Below are 21,889 nucleotides of genomic sequence, written 5' to 3'. Positions count from 1 at the left end.
ATTACGGTCTAGGAAAATGGTGCGCGTCCCGCCAGCGATCAAACCAGCGGCGCGGTTGAATAACCCGCAGAGTTGGCTCGCTATCTCTCAGTTCCACACCTAATCCCAGTACTCCAAGACGCGTATAAAGTGCACCATTAGCGCTGCGGTCTGCCAACGTGATATCGGAAAGCAGCAGCAGCGGTCCGCCGGTCAGCGTCAAGTCTTGCAGGCGAATGTGCTCGCCGCTGATATCGAGTTGCGCGTTACCCTCGATATCATGGACATTCAACAAGCGTCCTAGCCAGTCGCTATCCCTTGCACGAGCTAGAAATAGCCGTGCGAGCAACCCCGTGTCGCGCATCTTCAAGCGTAGCTGACTGGCCAATCGAATAGGGTCTTCCCACGCCAATGCTGCCTCTTCCATGGAGAGTTGCACCCACCAGCCTGCATCCTGGGTGCTGTCCTCGCTTTGCCGAAAGACATTTTCCAAGCGTAAAAGTGAATCATTGGCGGTAAAGCGTCGGGTTTCCAGGTCGCCTTCGGTTAAATGTAAGTAGAGATGCAAATCGCCGCGAAGCCGTTGGTCTAGGAGTGCTAACTCGGCACCAAAGGCGCGCAGCGTTATTTCTCCCTGGGCGTTTAGTCCTTCCAGTAACCACTCGCTTTCAAGGCTGGCTTGCCCGCCAAGTAAGGTGATACCCGCTCCTTCCGGCAAGTAGCGGTTATAGCGAGTGAAATCGGGCACCTCGGTAATGGGTAGCGCTATGCGGGTGGTGAAGTGCTCGGGCCGAGGGGATTCGCGCACATCGCTAAAGTGCTCGGTTTGCGTCGTCAGGGCAAAATGCCGACCCTCCAGGTGCGGGCTGTCATCACCTTGACGTCTTAAAGCAAAGCGGGGTATGCCAAGCGAGAGTTGGGCCTGCTCGGGGCTATCTAATTGGGCGGTAAGCTCTCCTTGGCCGGTGACGAGATAGTCTAAAAACGTGACTTCTAGCTGGTTGGCATTCACCCGTAACCGAGTGGGAGCCTGCAAACGGTCATTGCTAAAGGCGCCCTGGGCAAATAGCTGGCCTTCACCGGCGATAGTCAGTCCATGAGCGTCAGGTAAGAATGTATTTAAAAAACTGAGCTGCTGCACGCTTCCTGCAAGCGTAAATTGGCCACTAGGCTCTCCATTGCGTCGCTGAAAACGGCCATCGGACAACACTAAAGTGCTGTCTAAACGCTCGCTTGGTTGGTTGATATCGGCCACTTGCCAGCTTAGCTGGGCACCGCTGATATTCAGCGCAGTGCCATCCATCAAGGCCTGCTGAATAGGCAGGAATAGCTGCATATCACTGGTGAGCGTGCCCACCTGATCACCGTGCTGCCAGCGCGTGGTAAGCCCGTTTCCAGCTATATGTATCTCTCCGCTTAGTTGTTCTGAAGCGATAGTGAGCTGACCGTGACTACTGGCTTGCCCACTAAGTAACTGCAGTGGCGCTGGATCTGGCAGTATTGCGTTTAAGTAGGTTTGTAAAACACCGATATTCGGTTGGCGAGCCGCTTGCCAGCTTAGCGTTGCCGATGCCTCTTCACGAGCTGTTTTCGCTTCGAGGGGGCTGGTGGCGACGATATTAATATCAGCATTGGAAAGCAGTTGGTGCTCTTGGTGGTGTAGCGTGGCATCAGCAAAACTCAGCGTGGCCTCAATAATCTCCTCTGGCGTAAGTTGGGCGTTAAGTGAGCCACTGCCTTGAGCGATAAAACCGTGCGTATTGGCGGTTAGTGCCGGTGCTTGAATGTTCAGTTGGGCATCATAGGGGCGCGAGTGACGAATGCTGGCTGAGGCCTCAATTTGGCCATGCCCGGTAAGGCGGATCGCCTGTTTTGCATAACCGGGCCCGTCACTATCAGGCCCATCGCTGCTGTCTTGTTCAACACCAGCTTCTTTACCATCAAGCGTCAGATAGCGGTCAAGCATATCCAAACGAGTGATGTCACCCCGTAAGGCTAGCGTCGCTGAGGTGGGAAGGTCGAGTTGATCCAGACGCTGATTAGGAATTTGAGTATTAAGGCGTAGCTCGGCGTGCTCTGCATAAGGGTGCGTATCGGCCAGTTCTACATCGGTAAGCTGCGTGGAAAAATGCAGCTGTTCGTTCTCGACTGCCAAGCGAACGCGCCCTGCGCCGGTAGCGGTATGGCGTGGCGAAGGGTTGTCTGCAATTAGCCAGCGGGGTGAGTCACTGGGGCTACGCAAACTGGGGCTGCGCAAACGTTGCTCATCAACGGCTAAGCGCAGCATGGGCGCATCCAGTATGAGTTCACTATCAGGCTGTAATGTTCCGGCTGTTAGCGTTAGTGTCCCTGATAGTGTTCCTCGTCCCTCCAGGGTTAGCCAGGGTAGGGCATCTAGGTAGGGCATAAAGACATCCCAGGCATCTGCCTGTGCATCCAACTGAAGTTGTGCAGAAAGCGCTGTCAATAGATTGGCGTTCAGTTCGCCGCTGCTGGCGTCAACAGAGGTTATCGAATCGAGCGTTGCATCAGCGTTAAGATTAATATCACGCACTAAGTTCGCTTGATCACTCAAGCGAACTAAACGACCATTGGTAATGGCGAGAGAAATATTAGGAATCGCGAGGGTGTCGCGAGTTAGCGTGGTCTCCGCTATTTCCAAGTGGCCGTCAGCTTCAAGCGCGATATCCCCCACGGTCAGGCGGCGAATACCCTCGGCATCAAGTGCGTCGATATGCAGCTCGCCGCGTAATAGGGACAGCAGCGAAAGTGACAGCGTGGCGCGTTCGGCCTCAATGGAGATGGGGAGTGCTTCATCCTGGCGGGCGAGATAGAGTCCCTCTACTTCCCAGCGGCCAGGGTGGCGGCTGACGCCTTTTTCCCATTGAATATCAATGCCTTCAAATTGTGAAATACGTTTAGGCAGCCATTGACTGTTGAGTAGCCAATAGCTACCCACCACCCACATAAAGATGAAAAATAATAGGCCAATCAACACCCTCAGCAGCATGCGAGGTAGGCGATTTTTACGAGTGTTCGCGTCTGACATAGTGGCTTCCCTAGCAGATGACTCCTGTTGGGGCGTGTTTTATGGCATTATGCGCGGCGTTGGGCAGTGACGGGTTTTCGATTTCAACGCTAGGCAGGCAACAAACGCCATGTTCAAGGATTTTTACGCGCAGCGCGGAGAGTATGTAGTGATCTCTGCAGAGCAGGCCAGTCGTTTCGCCAAAGGCGTAGCTGGTGATTACAACCCTATTCATAATCCAGAGGCCCGTCGTTTTTGCGTCCCCGGCGACCTTCTGTTTGCACTGGTACTCACAAAGTTTGGGTTGTCGCGACAAATGGAATTCCGCTTCACCAACATGGTGGGTGCCGATACACCGCTAAAGTTCAGCGAAGCAGACAACGGTACACTTCATGTCTGTGATGAGAACGGCAAAGGTTACCTACAGGTGGTGCGTAGTGGTGACATTACCCACGATCCCGATGTGGTGGAAGCGTTTGCGCGTTGCTATGTCGCGTTTTCAGGTAAAAATTTTCCGCACTATCTCAAGCCTTTAATGGAGCAACATGGGGTTATGTTTAACCCTAAACGTCCATTGGTGATCTATGACAGCATGGGGTTTTCGCTTGAACGTTTGGATGGTTGCTCCCCGGGGTTAACGCTCAATCACTCTTCGTTAGAAGTTAACGGAAAACGTGCCGATGCGCGGTTGGAGTTCTCGATTGAGTCTGCCGGTGAAGCGGTGGGGGTCGGTTCCAAGAAACTCGTAGTGAGTGGCTTGTGTGATTACGACGCTGATGAAATGGCCGCTATCGTCGAAGAGTTTTATCGTCTCAAGGCTGCATACGAAAAGGCTTGATGGCTCGACTCATCCCTCTGGTTTTAGCTTGCCAGAGGCATGACATCGACTTCAACCTCCAATCGATGCTCGCCGCCGCCGTTCATGACCCCTTTGAGCGGCGCGACATCTGCATAATCTCGCCCCCAGGCCAGCACTGGGTGCTGTTCACCGGCCACGGCGCCATTGGTGGGGTCTAGCGCCAACCAGCCCCAGTCGGGGATCCAGGTCGCCAGCCAAGCATGGGAAGCATCCGCGCCTACTAACCGCGGTTGCCCGGGCGGCGGCTGGGTTTCCAGGTAGCCGCTGATATAGCGCGCGGCGAGGCCTACTGAACGCAGTGCACCGATCGCTAGGTGCGCGAAATCCTGGCATACGCCACGGCGATTAGTGAGTACATCGCTTAACGGTGTTGCCAACGTGGTGAAGCTAGGGTCGTATTCGAAGGTAGTATGAATCAGCTCATTGAGTGCTAGCGCCGCCTCAATAAGTGGCCTGCCAGGAGTGAAGCAGCTACGCGCAAAGTCGGCTAGCTCATCGTTACGGCGGATAAACGGCGAGTCCAGTCGGTAGAGCTGTACATCAAAGCTGTTATCCTGGCTAAGCTTTTCAGCGACGCTTTCCCATGTTGGCGAGACGTTGGGTAAAGCGGCTAAGGGTTGGGTATTCAGCGGCGTTATGACAGTGACATCCAGAGTTTGATGGACTTCTTCCATAGAGAAATAGAGCACCCTGTTGCCAAATACATCGCGGCGCTCCATCTGTACTTGGGGCGCGGGGCTAATCTGCAATTCCGAAGCACCACACTGCTGATGCGGCGTTTTGCGTGGTAACACCCTCGCTTCACTATGGCACAGCGTCACCGGGGCGCTGTAGTGGTAGCGGGTGGTATGCCGCAACGTGTAGTTCATGCGTCTGGCTCCATGCTGACTAGCTGTCGAGGCCGCTCTACATGGCTGAAATGGCTTTGACTAATCGCTTCCGAAAGTGCGTTCAAGGGTTCAATCAACGCATCCAGCAGTTGCTCTAAGGCGTCTTGCGCTTCGGGGGTATCGGCCAAATGGCTTAAGCGATCAATATCGGCAAGATGAAGTGCAGCATTCGCCTGAATTAACAGTCGACGTTCAGCATTACGGTAGGGCGATGTAGTGCCGGGAAGACGATCCATTTGTCGCTCTATACGCTTTAGCATATAGCCCACCGACCGGGGGTTGGTTTCGTCGAAGAGGAGTAGATCTAGAATAGCCGCAGGGTGAAGCTCGCTGCGGTAGCGGCGACGATAAGCGGTAAAGTTATCGGTCGTCGCGAGTACAACCTCCCACAGCGCCAATCCCGGTGAATGGGGAGCATTCAGGGTAAGTTTAAGCAGCGACAGAAGCCCCAGCACACGATCCAGAAAGCGGCCGATATCCATAAACCGCCAGCCATAATGATGCGGCATGGTTTCGTTGCACAGGCCAAAGAACGCCGCTAACTGCGCGGAAAGTCCTTCGCAGGCCCGCCTTGCCGCGCTGGCACCCAAGCTGGGGTTAAACGTAGCCATGCGCTGGCGCAATTGATGCACCACTCGCCAGGAGTCGTCGCCTAGATGGTCACGCACGCTGCGCGCATTACGCATTAATTGTGAAAACAGTGGCTGCAGCGCCTGGGGTTCCACGTCATCAAACTGAGCAAGCAGCGCTGTACGCTTTTGATCAAAGCCAGCTAACGGTGCCTGTAACCGGTGCTCGTCATCTTCATTGAGCGTAGTTATATCCAGTGCTAGCAGCAGCTCATCCAACAATTGATCTGCGATCTCGTCCTGATCATACTCCATCAGCCTTAGTAGGGCTTCACGCAGCAGGCGTGCTCGGGTATCCAAACGCTCGCCGTAGCGGCCTAACCAAAACAGACTTTCAGCCACTCGGCTGGGTAGGTCGGTGCCGTCGCGAGTGGCTACTACTGGGCCGCGCGCCTGACGCAACTGACTAACATGTGGCTGGGGTGAGGCTGCAGTCACCCATACGTCTTTGACGATGGTGCTACTCAATGAGTGGGAACCAGGCTCGCCCACCCAGGCCAAACCGCCAGGCATGACTTGATATTCGTTCGCGCCATTTTGTTTGATGGTGGCGCTATTCGGCGTACGGGTCACGAAGCAACGCAGGTTAAGCGTCGTGGGTTCCAGGCGCTGTAGATAGCTATCAAAGACCGGGGCAGTAGCTGGCCGGGTCGTGGCATCGGCATTGGGCAGCAGCAGGGTCTCACCCAGCAGGTGCTCGCAGAGTGCGGGTAAGTAATCAGCCAATACAGGCGCTTCTAGAATACCCACGCCCAATGCATTCGACAGGGCTACCCCGCCTGCACGCATGGCCTGTAGTAGCCCAGGCACACCAAGTTGCGAATCTCCGCGCAGTTCAAGCGGGTCACAGTAAGCATCGTCGCAGTGGCGTAACACCACATCCACTGGCTGCAAACCGCCTAACGTGCGAAGCCATACCTGAGTATCGCGCACGACTAAATCCTGCCCCTCCACCAGGGCAATATTGAGGTAGTTGGCTAAATAGGCGTGCTCAAAATAACGTGGGCTCGCTGGCCCCGGGGTTAATAAAATAAGCGTTGGGTTATCGCGATGCTGATAGGCCATCGCGATTAAAGTTCGGTGATGCAAATCAAGAAAACCCGCCAACCGCTTCAACGGTGCATTGCGGTACATATTGGGTAGCGCGCGGGCCATTAAAATGCGGTTTTCGAGTGCGAACCCTGTACCAGAGGGTGCCTGCAATCGGTCTGCTATGACCCGCCATTGGCCATGAGTGTCCTGAATGACATCCACACCATGAAAAGCAATTGGCGCGCGATCATTGGGGAGCGAACGGTGGCAGGGTAGTAATAATTGCGCTGAAGCGAGCAATTCTTGAGTGGGCAGCAGGCCTGCTTCAAAAAGGGTCCGTGGGCCGTAAATGTCGTCATAAAGTGCGGTCAGCAGTCGACTTCGCTGAGTAAGCCCTGCTTCCAGCGCATGCCACTGGGGTTCATCAATGACCCAGGGTAGCGGGTCGAGCCGCCACGAACGCCCCTGGGTTTCATCATGCATATTAAAAATCACGCCATTTTCAGCCAGCAGGCGCTGAATCTCTTCATGCTGTTGGTGCCGACCTGTCGGGCCAAGATCTTCCAAAGAGCCGAGTAAGCTCTGCCAACCAGGGCGTAACTGCCCTTGGCCATCGAGCATGGCGTCAAATATGCCGGGCTGTCCCTTGCCTAGCTGGTTCAAGTAATCCTCCACGAGCCCGTTAGCCACGGGCGCGAGAAGCGAGGGAGAGACAGGGGCCGTCATTATCCTTGTAATCCTGAGAGGTAAGGGGCGGATTATCCTGTACCGGGCGTTAAGAGAAAAGCCTTAGCTTTGTTAAAAAACTTTAACTAGGCGTCCAACGCAGGTCGAGGGTCTGCGGCAGTTCCAGGCTGGGCGTTTCCAGCTTGGGAACCTGATGGCCATGGCGATGGCCACTGTCACTAAAACGCCCCAGCCTTCGCGCTTCGGCTTCAAACGCATTGACCGGGAAGGTGTCGAAATTACGCCCTGTGGGGTGCACCACGTAGTAGGTACAGCCCGCTACTGAGCGCTGGTTCCAGGTGTCGATGACATCAAACACCAGCGGCGCGTGAATGGGAATTTGTGGGTGCAGCGCCGAGGGCGGCTGCCATGCGCGGTAGCGAACCCCGGCTACCGCTTCACCATTTCGACCGGTCGCTGAAAGAGGCACGCGACGGCCATTGCAGGTCACCACGTAGCGATCGCCACTCATGCCGCTGACTTTGACTTCCAGCCGCTCCACCGAGGAGTCCACATAACGGGCAGTACCGCCAGCTGAAGCCTCTTCGCCCAGTACATGCCAGGGTTCGATGGCTTGACGCAGCTCGATATCGAGCATGGGGGTGTGCAAGCGTCCATGCAGCGGGAAGCGGAATTCAAGGAAGGGGGCAAACCACTCCAGGTCAAAATCGAAGCCATGGTTGCGTAAGTCACCCAACACATCGTCGAGATCACTCCACAGGTAATGAGGCAGCATCCAGCGATCCTGTAATGCACTGCCCCAACGAACTGGTTTAGCTCGGTAGGGGGTTTTCCAGCAGCGTGCTACCAATGCCCGGATCAGCAGCATCTGCATTAGCCCCATACGCGCATGGGGAGGCATCTCGAAGCCGCGTAGTTCCAGTAATCCAAGGCGCCCGCTATCACTATCGGGTGAGTAGAGTTTGTCGATACAGAACTCGGCGCGGTGGGTGTTGCCGGTTAAATCCGTTAACAGGTGGCGCAGTAAGCGATCCACCAACCAGGGTTGTACCACGTTGCCCTCAGGCATTTGTTGCAGCGCAATTTCCAGCTCATAGAGCGCTTCATGGCGCGCTTCATCCACCCGCGGCGCTTGACTGGTCGGGCCAATAAACAGGCCTGAAAACAGGTAAGAGAGGCTCGGGTGATGCTGCCAATAGGTCACTAAGCTGGCGAGTAGGTCCGGACGGCGCAAAAACGGCGAATCCTCAGGCGTCAACCCGCCCAGGGTGACATGATTGCCACCGCCGGTACCGGTATGGCGCCCATCCAGCATAAATTTTTCGGTGCCCAGGCGGGTTTCCCGCGCTTCGGCATACAGCCGTTCGGTTTGTGCCACCAGGGTTTGCCAACTGGCCGCGGGCATAATATTTACTTCGATCACGCCGGGGTCGGGGGTGATCATAAAGTTTTCCAGGCGCGGATCTCTGGGCGGTGAGTAACCCTCTACCATCACCGGACAAGCAAGTTCTTTAGCACACTCTTCAACCGTACTGAGGAGGTCTAGGTAGTGCTCTAAGCTGGTGAGCGGTGGCAGGAAAATATGTAGACGGCCCTCACGTGGTTCTACACATAAACTGGTGTGAATAATGCCGCTTTCACGGTCGCTGTCAGCCTTTGGCTGCTGCTGAACGGATTCGCCCTCAGGATGTGATGGACTAGGGTGGCTGGAGCGACCCAGGCGTTCAGCATCGCTGATATGCAGCTGTTCAGCATTACGGCGGGCGACTTCGCCGTGAATATCGCCCAGTTCCGGGCGCGGCGCGAACAGTGATTCAGGTTGGGGCTGCTCTTCAGGATCAGCCCAAGGCAACGCCGAAAGCGGTAAGCGCAGGCCCATAGGCGAGTCGCCGGGTACCAGGAAGAGATGGTCGCGTTTAAGTGGCCAACGGCCGCTTTCCCACCGGTGAGCTTGGCTAATTGAATGGCGCAGTGGCAGGGCATAGCCCACGACTTCGTCTAAGCCTTGCTCCAATAGGCGGGCTAAACGATGACGTTCCGCATCATCTTTAAGATTCACTTCACGTGGGTCAACGTTAACTGGCAGCGACTGCTCTTTCCAAAGGTAGTAGTAAGCATCTTCATACGCCGGAATCCAGTACCGTTCGGCCACCCCTAAACGTTCGCTCAGCGCCTTGGTAAAACGTTGAGCCGTCGCGCTATCAGCGTCTACTTTCGGTGCGCCTTCCATACAGGCTAACCATTTTGGATCTCGCCATAGCGGCACGCCATCTTTACGCCAGTAGCAGGCCAACGCCCAGCGTGGCAGGGGTTCACCAGGGTACCACTTGCCTTGCTGCTGTTGAATTGCACTGCCTGGGGCGTAGGCGGCCTGTAGTCGCGTTAGCAGCGCTTCGGCCCGCTCGCGCTTATGATCACCTAGCGCTTCGGTATTCCACTGCGGGCTTTCCATATCGTCGACTGATACAAAGGTAGGTTCGCCACCCATGGTCAAACGCACATCTTCGTGAAGCAGCTCTGCATCCACTTCGTCGCCTAGAGCGCAGATACGCTGCCACTGCTCGTCGCTGTAGGGCTTGGTGACCCGAGGGTCTTCGTGAATACGCTCCACTTCCATGGTCACATCAAAGGTGACTTCACACTTATCGGAAAATCCGGTGATGGCCGCCGCGCTACCCGTCGTTGGCGTTGCCGCAAGCGGAATATGGCCTTCGCCCGCGAACAATCCTGAGGTGGGGTCAAGGCCCACCCAGCCAGCGCCAGGCAGAAATACTTCCGTCCAGGCGTGGAGATCGGTGAAATCGACTTCTGTACCGCTTGGGCCATCAAGAGCTTTGACATCAGATTTAAGCTGAATGAGATAGCCCGATACAAAGCGCGCTGCGAGGCCAAGATGGCGGAAAATCTGCACGAGTAGCCAAGCGCTGTCGCGGCACGAGCCGCTGGAAAGCGTGAGGGTCTCTTCACAGTTCTGTACGCCAGGCTCTAAGCGAACCAAGTAGCCGATGTCGTCTTGCAGGCGCTGATTAAGCGCCACCAGGAAGTCGACGGTGGTGGTGGGCTCGCGGGGAACGGCCTTAAGCCACTCCATTAACATCGGCCCAGACTCGGTTATTTCGAGGTAGGGGCTTAGTTCTTGGCGCAGCGCTTCCGGGTAAGCAAAGGGAATGGTTTGCGCAATGTCATCCAAGAAGAAATCGAATGGGTTAATCACCGTCATTGGAGCAATAAGCTCGACGGCAATGGTTAGTTCCTTGCGCGGCTCGGGAAATACGACGCGTGCATTGAAGTTGCCAAACGGATCCTGTTGCCAATTTAAAAAGTGGTCGTCTCCCGAGAGTTTGAGTGAATACGCTTCAATATGCGTGCGGCAGTGGGGCGCCGGGCGCAGCCGAATAACATGGGGCGAAAGACGCACCGGACGGTCAAAGTGGTAAGTCGTACGATGATACAAGGCAACGCGAATGGTCATGGGCCACCCTCAAGAGAACCGTTATCAACCGGTGGTCGGCTGGGTTAGGGAATAACCGAACGTTTCGCAAGTATCGTTCCACTTTTACTTTTTTGCAGCCGCTATCTTAACTAAGGCGTTTAACTAAAGTGGAAATGGCGGTATGCACCAATTTGAAGCCACTTTGTTGCACCGGAATGACTCATAAGCGCGCTTTAATGGGCTCGAAATCGCTGTCAAGTTGCGTTTGAGTAAGCAAACGTTGAAATATCGCAAAAGATGGTACGCATATTGCTCTCAATTGTTTGATTGTTTTGCGCGCGGCAGGCCTACACTGAGCATTGAGGAAGTTGCCGCTTCCACCCCTGCGCCAGGAGAGCGCCCATGAGCCAAGTGAATTGGAATAACTATGCGTGTCGTGACTATTACGATGAGCTGATGGCCGCACCCGGTCAGCCACGCGAGTCAGCGGGTGAATTGTGCAACATGTTGGCAAGGTTCAGCGCGGAAGAGTTAGCCGAGCGGAAAACTGCGGCGGAGATCGCAATCCGGACGATGGGTATCACCTTCACTGTCTATTCGGAAGGTGCAATGATCGATCGTGCTTGGCCTTTTGATATCGTGCCACGGATTATTCCCGCCAGTGAGTGGCGCAAAACCGAGGCGGGCCTCAAGCAGCGCGTGCAGGCGCTGAATTTATTTATTGATGACCTGTACCACGACCAAAAGGTCATCAAGGACAAGGTGTTGCCAGCCGAAGTGCTGGCTCAGTCAGTCAATTTTCGTCCCCAGTGTGTTGGCATTAATCCCCCTCACGGCGTCTGGGCCCATGTGTGTGGGTCAGACCTAGTGCGCGATGGGGATGGCACGCTCTATGTGCTGGAGGATAACTTACGCATTCCTTCCGGCGTCTCTTACATGCTGGAAAACCGCAACGTCACTAAGCGGGTACTGCCTGAGCTGTTTGCATCTGGCAAAATTTTGCCTGTTGATGATTATGTAGCTCAGCTTTACGACATGTTAGCCGCAATGTCGCCACGGCCTGGGGATGATCCACAGGTGGTAGTGCTAACCCCGGGAATCTATAACTCTGCCTACTTTGAGCACGCCTACCTTGCTCAGCAAATGGGCGTTGAGCTGGTACAGGGGAGCGACCTACTCGTTGATGACGACGATGTGGTGTACATGCGAACAGTTGAGGGCATGCGCCGCGTTGATGTTATCTACCGCCGTGTCGATGACGAGTTTTTAGACCCGGAAGCGTTTAACCCTGAATCTATGCTGGGCGTGGCAGGCTTAATGCGCGCTTGGCGGGCAGGTAAAGTAGCGCTCGCCAATGCGCCGGGCGCAGGCGTGGCGGATGACAAAGTTGTTTACGCCTTTGTGCCCGCCCTGATCCGCTACTATCTCGATCAAGAACCGCTGCTGCCGAATGTACCCAGCTACCTGTGCATGTTCGAGGACGACCGCCGCTATGTGCTCGACCACCTGGATGAACTGGTGGTGAAGCCTGCCAACGAGTCTGGGGGCTATGGCATGCTGATTGGTCCTCGCTCGACCAAAGAGACCCGCGAAGAGTTTGCCCGTTTGATTAAGGCGAACCCGCGCAACTACATGGCGCAGCCCACCCTGGCACTTTCCACTACGCCTACGCTGGCGAATGGGCTACCGCAGCCACGCCATGTGGATCTGCGTCCCTTTATACTCTCAGGCCCTGAAATTCATGTCACTACTGGGGGGCTTACGCGGGTAGCACTCATTGAGGGCTCATTGGTGGTGAACTCCTCCCAGGGTGGCGGCAGTAAAGATACCTGGATTGTAGAAACCGACGATAAGGCGGCAGCGGCCGCGGTGAAAGGAGCCTGACGCCATGCTGTCACGCGTTGCAGAGAACCTCTACTGGATGGCGCGCTATATCGAACGAGCGGAAGACACCGCGCGCCTATTGAGTGTCAATAGTCACCTTATGCTGGATCTGCCGGGGCGCTTGCCGCTAGGTTGGGCCCCGCTTATCGAAATGACCGGCAGTCTGGAAGCCTTTAGCGCACGCCATGATGATTTTGATGAGCGCAATGTCGTGCATTTTTTATGTGCCGATAGCGATAACGATATTTCGATTATCTCCGCCCTCGCCAGTGCCCGTGAGAACCTCAGAACCACTCGGGATGTGGTGCCTCGGGAGATTTGGGAAGAGGTCAATCAGCTCTATCTGAGCGTGGCCGATCATGCTGAAAATGGCGTGAGTCCGCGCCGCCGTGACAGCTTTCTCAAGAGTGTCATCCGTGGCTGCCAGGCGTTGACGGGCCTAATTGAAGGCACGTTAAGCCATGGCCCTGCGCGCACCTTTATTGAGCTGGGGCGTCAGTTGGAGCGAGCGGATATGACGACTCGTATCGTTGACGTGCGCTCCGCCAGCCTGCTGCCCCAGAACCCTGAAGAGTTGCTGCCGTTTGAAAACCTGCAGTGGATGAGCGTGCTTAAATCACTCACCGCCTACCAAATGTACCGTCAGCAGGTGCGCTTACGCGTGCGGGGGCCTGACGTACTGCGCTTTTTGCTCCAAGACCCTAACTTGCCACGTTCGATTGCCTGCAGCCTTGAGACGCTGGGTCATGAGCTGACGCTACTACCACGCCAGGATCGTCCGGCGGCGACCGTTTCGCTGGTTCGCGCCGATGTGGTGGATGCCGATATTCAAGCGTTAGCCCATTCACCCAGCAAGCTGCATGCGTTTATTGATGAACTGCAGATTGGCTTTGCCGCTATCCACGATACGCTTAGCGCTACCTATTTCGTGAATGACGATAGTGTGCCCCGCGTTACACAGACACAAAGTCAGAGCCAGAGCCAAAGCCACGCGGGGGACAACGACAACGATTGATACACTAGCGCTCGATAGGGCTGGCGGCCTGTATCAGTTGATGCAGGTACGCCAGCTTATCGCGCACGGCGGGGGCAAGTACCGCCGGTGACAGGTCGAGTAGCCCCATATCCCGGTTGAGCTCGTTCACCGCCATGCCTACTTGGTGAAAGGCAAGCAGCATGCTGTCCAAGCTGCCGTCGTATTCAACGTGGGTGATTCCCATGTGCAGTGCCGTATCCAGCACGGCCACCATATCCAGGTAATAGGCGAAGGTTTCGGCGAAGTCTTCCCAAGGGTGCATGGTGGCGTAAGCGGAGATGAAACGGTTAGGCCAATCACTTGGCGCGCCCTGTTGGTAGTAACGCTCAAGCGCTTCGGCATAGCTTGGCCGATGGTGGTTGCCAAACACAGCGCGACACGCCTCTTCATCGCGATCCTTTACCAGTACATCCCAGTAATAGTGGCCAATTTCATGGCGGAAGTGGCCGATGAGCGTGCGGTGTGATTCGTTCATATCGACGCGCAGGCGTTCGCGCTCAACGTCATCGGCTTCTTTGACGTTAATGGTGATATGGCCTGACGCATGGCCGGTGTACACCTTCTCTTGCTTCGCGGTAGAGCGCCATAAGCCCTGGTCAGGAAGGGCATCGGCCATAAAGGAAAAGCTTAGCGGCACGTTAATAGCATCGTCTTTGGTGCCGTGCGGCAGCTTGAGTAGATCGAGGGTATGAAATAGCCGCCGCTTTGCCGCTTCGAGCGCCGCCCAGCGTTCACGATGACCTTCAATATTGAGGTCGGGAATTACCTCGTTATAACGGCAGCAGTCGCATAGTGCATCCGCTTGGCCATGCGCCATTACCACCATACGATTACAGACGTTCTCAACGGCGTAGTTGTGGCACTTCATCAGCGCCGTATCGCAATCTGGGTGGGTACAGCGATACCCACCGTTGTCCAGTGGCTCAATCGCGACAATATTGCTACAGGAGGGGCACCATCCGACATCTGACTGGCAGGTAAGGCAGTGGGTGTTTTCATAAAAGAGTGGATTGCCACAGCGGCAGCTGAAGGTCTGCATCGTTAATTCCCTGTGTTAAACACGCTATGCGTAGCGTTTGCCGTGAGCGGCTTGAACAGCCACGGCGCCCCTGATTAGCCGAAGCATAGCCAGCACAGGGTCACAATGGAAAGGCTAATTGACGCCCCACTGTAGATTTTGTCTACTTGTAATATACCTGGTTGACGTTAACGTCAACTTGCTGCTATACCCAGTGTTCTCGACTTACCGTGATATGCTCTTGAAAACGGTTTTTAGTAACAGACACGACCATAACAACCACAATCATAGATAGGAGCAATGCTATGTCCGTTCGCGAAATTCCCATGTATATCGACGGTCAGCCCGTACAGTCGCAAAGCCAGGAGTGGCGCGATGTCGTCAATCCTGCAACCCAAGAAGTGGTGGCTCGGGTTCCGTTCTGTACCGCTGACGAAGTAGAGCGCGCTATCAGCAGTGCTAAAGAGGCCTTTAAAGAGTGGCGTAAAATGCCACTAGGCAAGCGCATGCGCATTATGCTCAAGCTTCAGGCGTTGATCCGAGATAATACGTCAGAGCTTGCAGCACTGATTACAGAAGAGCATGGCAAAACCCTGCCCGATGCTGAAGGCGAAGTGGGGCGCGGTCTGGAAGTAGTGGAGCACGCCTGTTCGATCACGTCGCTGCAGTTGGGTGAGTTGGCAGAAAATGCTGCCAACGAGGTGGATGTTTACACCATGCATCAGCCTTTGGGTGTGGGCGCAGGGATTACCGCTTTCAACTTCCCCATTATGCTGCCCTGCTTTATGTTTCCGCTGGCGATAGCCACCGGTAATACCTTTGTTCTTAAACCGTCGGAGCAAGATCCAAGCTCCACCATGCGTCTCGTGGAACTGGCCCATGAAGCGGGTATCCCGCCGGGCGTGCTCAATGTGGTGCACGGTGGCCCAGATGTTGCCAATCAAATCGCTGATCACCAAGATATCAAGGCGCTCTCTTTCATCGGCTCTACCCACGTGGGTTCGCTGTTGTATAACCGTGCCGCCGCAGCGGGTAAGCGGATGCAGGCGATGATGGGGGCCAAAAATCACTGTGTGGTGATGCCTGATGCGAACCGTAGCCAAGCGATCAACAATCTGTTGGGCTCAGCTTTTGGCGCGGCGGGCCAGCGCTGCATGGCGAATTCGGTGGTGGTGCTGGTCGGTGAGGCACGCGAATGGCTAAGCGACATTGTTGAGGCGGCGCGGGCAATGAAAGTAGGTCCAGGCACCCAGCTGGATGCGGATTTGGGGCCGCTGGTGTCGCCAGCTGCTCGTGACCGTGTGCTGCGTTTAATCGATGCAGGCGAAAAAGAGGGCGCCAAACTGATGGTCGATGGGCGCAACGTTCAGGTTGAGGGTTACCCCAACGGTAACTTTGTAGGACCGACCCTGTTTGCTGGCGTTACGGCAGATATGACCATTTATCGCGAAGAGATTTTTGGCCCCGTACTTTGTGTCGTCAGTGTTGAAACGCTGGATGAGGCGATTGCCTTTATTAATGCCAACCCAAATGGCAATGGTACCTCTATCTTTACCAACTCAGGCTGGATCGCAAGGCGTTTTGAGACGGATATCGATGTTGGTCAAATTGGGATTAACGTGCCGATTCCCGTGCCCGTTGCGTACTTCAGCTTCACCGGATCGAGGGCATCAAAGTTGGGGGATTTAGGACCCAACGGCAAACAGGCGATTGCTTTCTGGACGCAAACGAAAACCGTAACGGCGCGTTGGTTTGAACCTGAGAATGTCTCCAGCGGTATCAATAGTACGATTTCGCTTGGCTAATTGAAGCAATGTTAATTCCTGCATACTGGCCCTGCTTTAAGCGGGGCCAACTAAAAGCAGGCGGTGGACAGGGCCAATGAAACGATATTGCGTCCTTTAAAAGTTATCAAACAGGGGCAGGCTTTCCTCAAGCAATTGTTCTATCGGACCGAGTTGGCTTTCGTGTAAAACCAGTAAGGAAGGTTCGCTCTTGAAGTGTGGCCCTGGTGGCACGAGTAGCGCGAACTCACCCTCTTCGAGGTGAAATTCATGTATCTCTCGCATACCAAGGGGGGTAATACACTGAGCACAGCGATAAGTGTCGTCTTCGCCATAAACAAGGCGGTGATACATTTTAAACAGTGTATATAGCGCCAAGCCACCCTCAAACGCTTGCCATCGTGCTGGCGAGTTGCGGATGTCATTAGGGAAACTTTGGCCCTCAGCTTCGGCGTCGGCGATTGCATCTTTTAAAGGGGCGGCAAGTATGGCGGTATTGTCTGCGGGTAGCCGTGTATTGTGCTTGGAGGCGTGTTCAAAATCCTGCACTGCGCGCTTGAAGTCAGGGACCCCTGTGAGTGGGTAGTCGACATGCTGAAGGTCTTCCGGCTCAAAACCACCATTCTCCCAACCATGAATCACCCGCAGTGTCATTTGCCCCCGAGTCATTGGTCGAGCAAGGAGCATATGCAGCATGATACGAATATGTAACTGACGCTCGTCAGTATCATTTTCAAACGCTTGGTAGGGGTCAGCAAACAGCTCGTTTAGACGACCGGGGGTATGTTCCTTGGCTTCGTTATGACTCATGGCAGTGTCCCTTTGAGCGAACTGTTTATTAAGAGTGGTGCGCGGTTTTTATCACAGATCGATAGTTCAGTATGGCGAGCAGGACGGTTGATTAAAAGTCACTTAAATTAGCTTTTTGTTACTCAACCGCGAAGCCGTTTTTTATGAGATGGTTAAACTTAACAATAAAGAGGTGGTTATGTCTGCTCCATTAAGTCGCTTTAATGTGCCTGCCACGTTGGATGACCTTCCAGAAGATATTCGTACCACGATTTTAGCTGTCCAGGAAAAAGCAGGGTTTGTGCCCAATGTGTTTCTAATGTTGGCCCACCGCCCAGCCGAGTTTCGTGCTTTCTTTGCCTATCATGATGCACTAATGGAGCGTGAGTCGGACTCGCTCACTAAAGCAGAAAAAGAGATGATCGTCGTCGCCACCAGTGCGCGTAACCGATGTTTGTATTGCGTCGTAGCGCACGGCGCCTTGGTGCGAATTTACAGTAAAAACCCGCTGCTTGCCGACCAGGTCGCGATTAATCATTGCGTGGCGCCGATTAGCGAGCGCCATCGGGTGATGCTTGATTTTGCGATGCACTGCGCTATCGATGTCGGTGAAATGACGGACGAGTGGCTCACACGCCTCCTGGCGGTAGGCTTTAGCCAGGAGGATTGCTGGGATATTGGCGCCATCGCGGCATTTTTTGGCTTGTCGAACCGCTTGGTGACACTCGCGGGAACACCGCCCAATGAGGAGTTTTACTTAATGGGGCGTGTACCCCGCCATGATGCTGCAGGCTCTGCTTAAGCTTTACTAAGGCGCTTTTATCATTGAGGATAGCGCCTCCATTCACTGTCGCCAGGGGAGCCGTGTCATAAAGGCTGAGAATGCGTATCGCGCAGACCCTGGAACCTGATCCGGTTAGTACCGGCGGAGGAAGTGCGACATGCTTTACCTGACGTCAGCCGTGCTTGGCGCGGCGCTTTGCTGCTTTGTTTATTTAGGTCTCCGTGCTCGCTGGGTAGATGGTCCGCTGGATGACTACGTCACTGCCCGTAACTCGCAAACCGCCTCTACCCTTGGGCTCTCATTTCTCGCATCCGGAATGGGTGCATGGATCCTTTTTGCGCCACCTGAAATTGGTGCATTCGTTGGCCCCCTTGCATTAGCAGGTTATGCACTGGGGTCAGCGCTACCGTTTATTGTATTAGGACTGTATGGGCCGAAGATCCGCCGTGCTCTTCCTGAGGGGCGCAGTATCGCCGAGTTTGCTGAAGCCTGCTATGGCTTGGGCGTGAGGCGCTGGGTAACTCTGGTCTCGGTTGGCTATATGGCCTGCTTTTTAGCCGCTGAGCTAACCGCTATTGGTGCGATCACCGCGCTACTATCCGATGTACCACCTGCGCTGGTGATTATAGGGGTTGCCCTTACCACTCTGGTTTATACGGCGGTTGGGGGACTGCGCGCTAGCCTTGCCACGGACCGTTGGCAAGCATGGCTATTGCTGGCGCTACTGTTGGCGGTGGCGAGCGTCACGTTGTGGCGGTTGCCTGCCATGCCTAGCGAGACAACACTGCCGTCTATTCCTGTTGCCGGTGCACTCAGCGTCGCGTTAACGCTGGTGATCGCAGTCACGGCGGCTAATCTCTTCCACCAAGGGTATTGGCAACGCGTATGGGCTGCGCGTGACGATCAAAGTCTGGGGCGTGGGGCATGGCTAGGCGGCGCCATGACGGTTGTTGTCGTTATGTTGATTGGCGGTCTGGGTATGTTGGCCGCGATGAGCGGTATGTCATTAGGGGAGCCGCCGATGCCATTTTTTGCCCTGCTAAGTGATGCTCCCATTTGGCTGACGCTACCTTCCCTTGTGTTGGCGGTGACCTTGGTAGCCTCCAGCGTTGATACGTTACAAAATGGTATTGCCTCGCTCGTCGTCACGCGCAGCGAGGGGCGGGGCGTTTCACTGACCACTGCTCGTTGGGTCACGATTGCTCTGATGATTCCGGTCGTAGTGATTGCCTTGCAGGGGTTATCCGTTCTGCGACTCTTCCTTATTGCTGACTTGCTGTGTGCCGCCATTGTGGTGCCCGTTCTGTTGGGTCTATGGCCGCGAATGACCCCAGTAGCAGCTATTGCGGGGGGCATTGCAGGATTATTGGGGGCAATTATTCCTGAAGGAATAAGTCAAGGCAGTCTTATCGCGGGCGTAGTGGCTGCCAGTTTTCCGGGCAGTATCCCCACCTTAGGGCCATTCGTTGGCGCATTAGCAGCCTCAACGCTGGTCAGTCTGTTGCTGGCTAATATGACTAAAAAAGCAGTAAGTATTAAGCATTAAAGTACTGGTCGCGATATGCTGGCAGATATACACCTGCCTCAATGGGTGACATAACAATGAGCTACCCCATAGCATCTGATGAAGCGGCGCGGTTAGCCGCTCTTTATGAGCTTGAGCTGCTGGATACTCCGGATGAACCCGCCTTTGACCGCGTCACAAGGCTGGTGACCCAGTTGCTGAACGTGCCGATATCAACGATAACGTTAATTGATGCCGAACGTCAGTGGATTAAGTCTCGTGTCGGCATAGAAACTCGCGAGACATCTCGTGATGTGGCTTTCTGTGCTTACACGGTGACTGCCTCAGAGCCGTTAATCGTTGAAGATGCTCGCCAGGATCCCCGCTTTGCGCAAAATCCTCATGTGACGGCTACTAAGGGTATTCGCTTTTACGCGGGCATTCCCTTGAGTACCTCCAGTGGGCTCGCGTTGGGATCACTCTGTGCAATCGATACCCAGCCTCGTGTACTTAGTCAGAACGAGCTGGCGGCATTAAAGGATTTAGCGGCAATAGTCACAGATGAGATTCGTCTGCGTGAGCGGCTGATCAGAGAAAGAAAAAAAACTCATGCATCTCAGCTAGCGCTGAATGAGTTACACCGCAGTATGGAGAGCCAAATTGAGCGGCGTACTAATGAGCTCAATCTTGTTATCGAATCTGCCTATGACGCCTATATCAGTCTTGATGGAGAAGGCGTCATTCTGGATTGGAATCGCGCTGCAGAGATAATGTTTGGTTGGCCACGCAAAGCGGTGCTGGCAAGGTCGATCACCCAACGACTGTTCCCCAATGGCTTGCCAATCGATAGTGATCAGGTTCCTATCACCTATACGGCTCGGCGCTATGATGGCACTGAGCTGCCTGTCGAAGTTCGTGTCAAAAAATTAATAATTGATGGGCGCGAGCGAACAAGCCTGTTTATTCATGACATTACCGAACGACAGCAGTTAGAGCGCTTGCGTGACCAACAGGCCCGTGAGGATGTATTAACCAAACTGCCTAATCGGCGAGCGCTAGATGAGCATTTACCCAATGCAATGGCCCGCACTCGACGTACCTATAAGCCCTTAGCAGTTCTGTTTATGGATCTGGACGGTTTTAAAGCAATTAATGATACTCACGGTCACGCCATGGGTGATGAGTTGCTGCGGGTAATGGCTAAACGATTGGTCCAGGCCGTCCGAGAAACCGATTATATAGCGCGCTGGGCTGGGGATGAGTTTGTCATGCTCTTGGAGGGCAGTGAGCGATCGGCAATTGAGGGTTTGGCTAATAAATTAATCCCCGTAATTGAAGAACCACTAGTCACCAGCGAGAGGTTGTTAAATGTCAGCGTTAGTATTGGTGTTGCTATTTACTTACCTGCTAGCGCTGAAACGGCGAATGAACTGCTAAAGCGCGCCGATGTTGCTATGTATGAAGCTAAGCGCTTAGGAAAAGCCCAAGTGCGGATTGCGCAGCCTGCGGACATTGCGTCGATTCCAGATAAAACTCAAGGACGATCATGATTCGAACGATTCTCACCACCCCTGATGGTAAAACTCAAGAGGGCGGCGAACACCTGATAACCGTTTGGCAGTCTATACCTGAAAGCCATATCTGGATTGATATGCAGGGTGAAACCCAGGAGAGCGAACGCGCTATTTTAGAGGCCTTTGAGTTTCACCCAATGGCGATTCAAGATGCCCATAAAGAGCGCCATCCGCCTAAAATTGAAGAGTTTGATAACCATACCCTGATTATTTATCGCGGCATCTCCTCCTTCGATGCCGAACTGAATTATTTGCCTCAACAGGTTTGTTTTTTTGTGGGCGAAAGGTTTTTGGTTACGCTTCATCCGGGTGAAGCGTTAAGCATTGAGCGACTGTTTAACGAGCACGGCAAAGCACTTTTGGCTCATTCGCCGGAGCAGGTCGCGCTGCGTGTTATGTATATCTCTGCTGGGTTTTATATCGATAGCCTGCTTGAGTTTGAAACTGAATTAAGCGATTTAGAAGATGAGCTGTTAGAAAATGGTAATGATGTATTGATGCGCAAGATCATTACCTATCGATCTCGGCTGGTTAAAATGCGTCGCATTTTTAGTTACCACAAAGGGATTACTCAAGAGTTGACGGCCTATGACTATGAACATTTGCCGCGGGATGAGAGTGAAACGCTGCATGCAATCAATGATGTAGCGGATCGCTTTGAACGTCTCTATACCTTGACCCAGATGTACTACGATATTTGCGGCGACTTAATCGATGGCTATATCTCTATTTCGTCGCATCAGCTAAATATTACTATGCGCGTTCTGACAGTCATTACCGCCATCTTTGTACCATTGACGTTCATTGCCGGAATTTATGGTATGAACTTCGAAAATATGCCCGAACTGCGCTATGAGTACGGCTACTTTTTTGTATGGGGCGCGATGCTGGGTATTGGCGGGGTGTTGATTTGGCTGTTTAAGCGCAAGCATTGGTTTTAATTAGCCTCGCCAGCGAACGAAAAGTTGATGCACGCATA

At 54.1% G+C, this 21,889-nt stretch carries 14 protein-coding genes and 1 riboswitch; of the genes, 8 read left to right on the top strand and 6 right to left on the bottom strand.

The window, feature by feature from the left end; all coding sequences use genetic code 11:
- Nucleotide 1: 1 nt before the first annotated feature.
- On the bottom strand, nt 2–3,028 hold the full coding sequence (locus AC5TBW_RS13465; protein WP_495509048.1) for a translocation/assembly module TamB domain-containing protein: 3,027 nt from the start codon (nt 3,026–3,028) through the stop codon (nt 2–4).
- 109 nt (nt 3,029–3,137) lie between these two features.
- On the opposite strand from AC5TBW_RS13465, the gene AC5TBW_RS13460 reads away from it, so the two are divergent.
- Nucleotides 3,138–3,845 (top strand): DUF3581 family protein, encoded by a 708-nt coding sequence (locus AC5TBW_RS13460; protein ID WP_495509047.1) that lies wholly within the window; start codon nt 3,138–3,140, stop codon nt 3,843–3,845.
- A gap of 23 nt (nt 3,846–3,868) precedes the next feature.
- On the opposite strand, the gene AC5TBW_RS13455 is transcribed toward AC5TBW_RS13460, so the two are convergent.
- From AC5TBW_RS13455 to AC5TBW_RS13445, 3 genes are all read right to left on the bottom strand, one after another.
- A complete protein-coding gene (locus tag AC5TBW_RS13455; RefSeq protein WP_495509046.1) occupies nt 3,869–4,735 on the bottom strand; it encodes a transglutaminase family protein in 867 nt (288 codons plus the stop codon).
- A complete protein-coding gene (locus tag AC5TBW_RS13450; protein WP_495509045.1) occupies nt 4,732–7,143 on the bottom strand; it encodes a circularly permuted type 2 ATP-grasp protein in 2,412 nt (803 codons plus the stop codon). The genes AC5TBW_RS13455 and AC5TBW_RS13450 overlap by 4 nt, the downstream gene beginning before the upstream one ends.
- Nucleotides 7,144–7,225: 82 nt before the next feature.
- Nucleotides 7,226–10,576, bottom strand: a complete 3,351-nt coding sequence (locus AC5TBW_RS13445) for a transglutaminase family protein (protein ID WP_495509044.1) — start codon at nt 10,574–10,576, stop codon at nt 7,226–7,228.
- Nucleotides 10,577–10,939: 363 nt separating this feature from the next.
- Here AC5TBW_RS13445 and AC5TBW_RS13440 point away from each other — a divergent pair, with 363 nt between their 5' ends.
- Both AC5TBW_RS13440 and AC5TBW_RS13435 read left to right on the top strand, forming a co-directional pair.
- A complete protein-coding gene (locus AC5TBW_RS13440; protein WP_495509043.1) occupies nt 10,940–12,421 on the top strand; it encodes a circularly permuted type 2 ATP-grasp protein in 1,482 nt (493 codons plus the stop codon).
- 4 nt (nt 12,422–12,425) lie between these two features.
- Nucleotides 12,426–13,436 (top strand): alpha-E domain-containing protein, encoded by a 1,011-nt coding sequence (locus AC5TBW_RS13435; RefSeq protein ID WP_495509042.1) that lies wholly within the window; start codon nt 12,426–12,428, stop codon nt 13,434–13,436.
- A gap of 4 nt (nt 13,437–13,440) precedes the next feature.
- Here the strand turns inward: AC5TBW_RS13435 and AC5TBW_RS13430 are convergent, their stop codons facing one another.
- Complete coding sequence (locus AC5TBW_RS13430) at nt 13,441–14,496, bottom strand: zinc-binding metallopeptidase family protein (RefSeq protein ID WP_495509041.1); 1,056 nt, start codon at nt 14,494–14,496, stop codon at nt 13,441–13,443.
- 284 nt (nt 14,497–14,780) lie between these two features.
- Here AC5TBW_RS13430 and AC5TBW_RS13425 point away from each other — a divergent pair, with 284 nt between their 5' ends.
- On the top strand, nt 14,781–16,280 hold the full coding sequence (locus tag AC5TBW_RS13425; protein ID WP_495509040.1) for a CoA-acylating methylmalonate-semialdehyde dehydrogenase: 1,500 nt from the start codon (nt 14,781–14,783) through the stop codon (nt 16,278–16,280).
- Between the two features lie 96 nt (nt 16,281–16,376).
- Here the strand turns inward: AC5TBW_RS13425 and AC5TBW_RS13420 are convergent, their stop codons facing one another.
- The gene (locus tag AC5TBW_RS13420) at nt 16,377–17,069 is read right to left on the bottom strand and encodes a hypothetical protein (RefSeq protein WP_495509039.1); all 693 of its coding nucleotides are present in this window, start codon (nt 17,067–17,069) and stop codon (nt 16,377–16,379) included.
- A gap of 178 nt (nt 17,070–17,247) precedes the next feature.
- Between AC5TBW_RS13420 and AC5TBW_RS13415 the strand changes: the two genes are divergently transcribed.
- The 4 genes from AC5TBW_RS13415 (at nt 17,248) to AC5TBW_RS13400 (ending at nt 21,851) form a co-directional block, all read left to right on the top strand.
- Nucleotides 17,248–17,850 carry a peroxidase-related enzyme gene (locus tag AC5TBW_RS13415; protein WP_495509038.1) on the top strand — a complete coding sequence of 201 codons (603 nt, stop codon included), beginning with the start codon at nt 17,248–17,250 and terminating at the stop codon, nt 17,848–17,850.
- Nucleotides 17,851–17,893: 43 nt separating this feature from the next.
- Nucleotides 17,894–18,000: riboswitch (TPP riboswitch) on the top strand.
- Nucleotides 17,990–19,378 (top strand): SLC5/6 family protein, encoded by a 1,389-nt coding sequence (locus AC5TBW_RS13410; protein WP_495509037.1) that lies wholly within the window; start codon nt 17,990–17,992, stop codon nt 19,376–19,378. It overlaps the preceding riboswitch by 11 nt.
- A 56-nt stretch (nt 19,379–19,434) precedes the next feature.
- Complete coding sequence (locus AC5TBW_RS13405; RefSeq protein ID WP_495509036.1) at nt 19,435–20,886, top strand: diguanylate cyclase domain-containing protein; 1,452 nt, start codon at nt 19,435–19,437, stop codon at nt 20,884–20,886.
- The gene (locus AC5TBW_RS13400) at nt 20,883–21,851 is read left to right on the top strand and encodes a magnesium transporter CorA family protein (RefSeq protein WP_495509035.1); all 969 of its coding nucleotides are present in this window, start codon (nt 20,883–20,885) and stop codon (nt 21,849–21,851) included. The genes AC5TBW_RS13405 and AC5TBW_RS13400 overlap by 4 nt, the downstream gene beginning before the upstream one ends.
- Nucleotides 21,852–21,889: the final 38 nt, after the last annotated feature.

The organism is Vreelandella sp. ssv (genome assembly GCF_059448525.1).
Note: the sequence above shows the minus strand (reverse complement) of the source record. Positions and strands in the feature narration are given on the sequence as shown.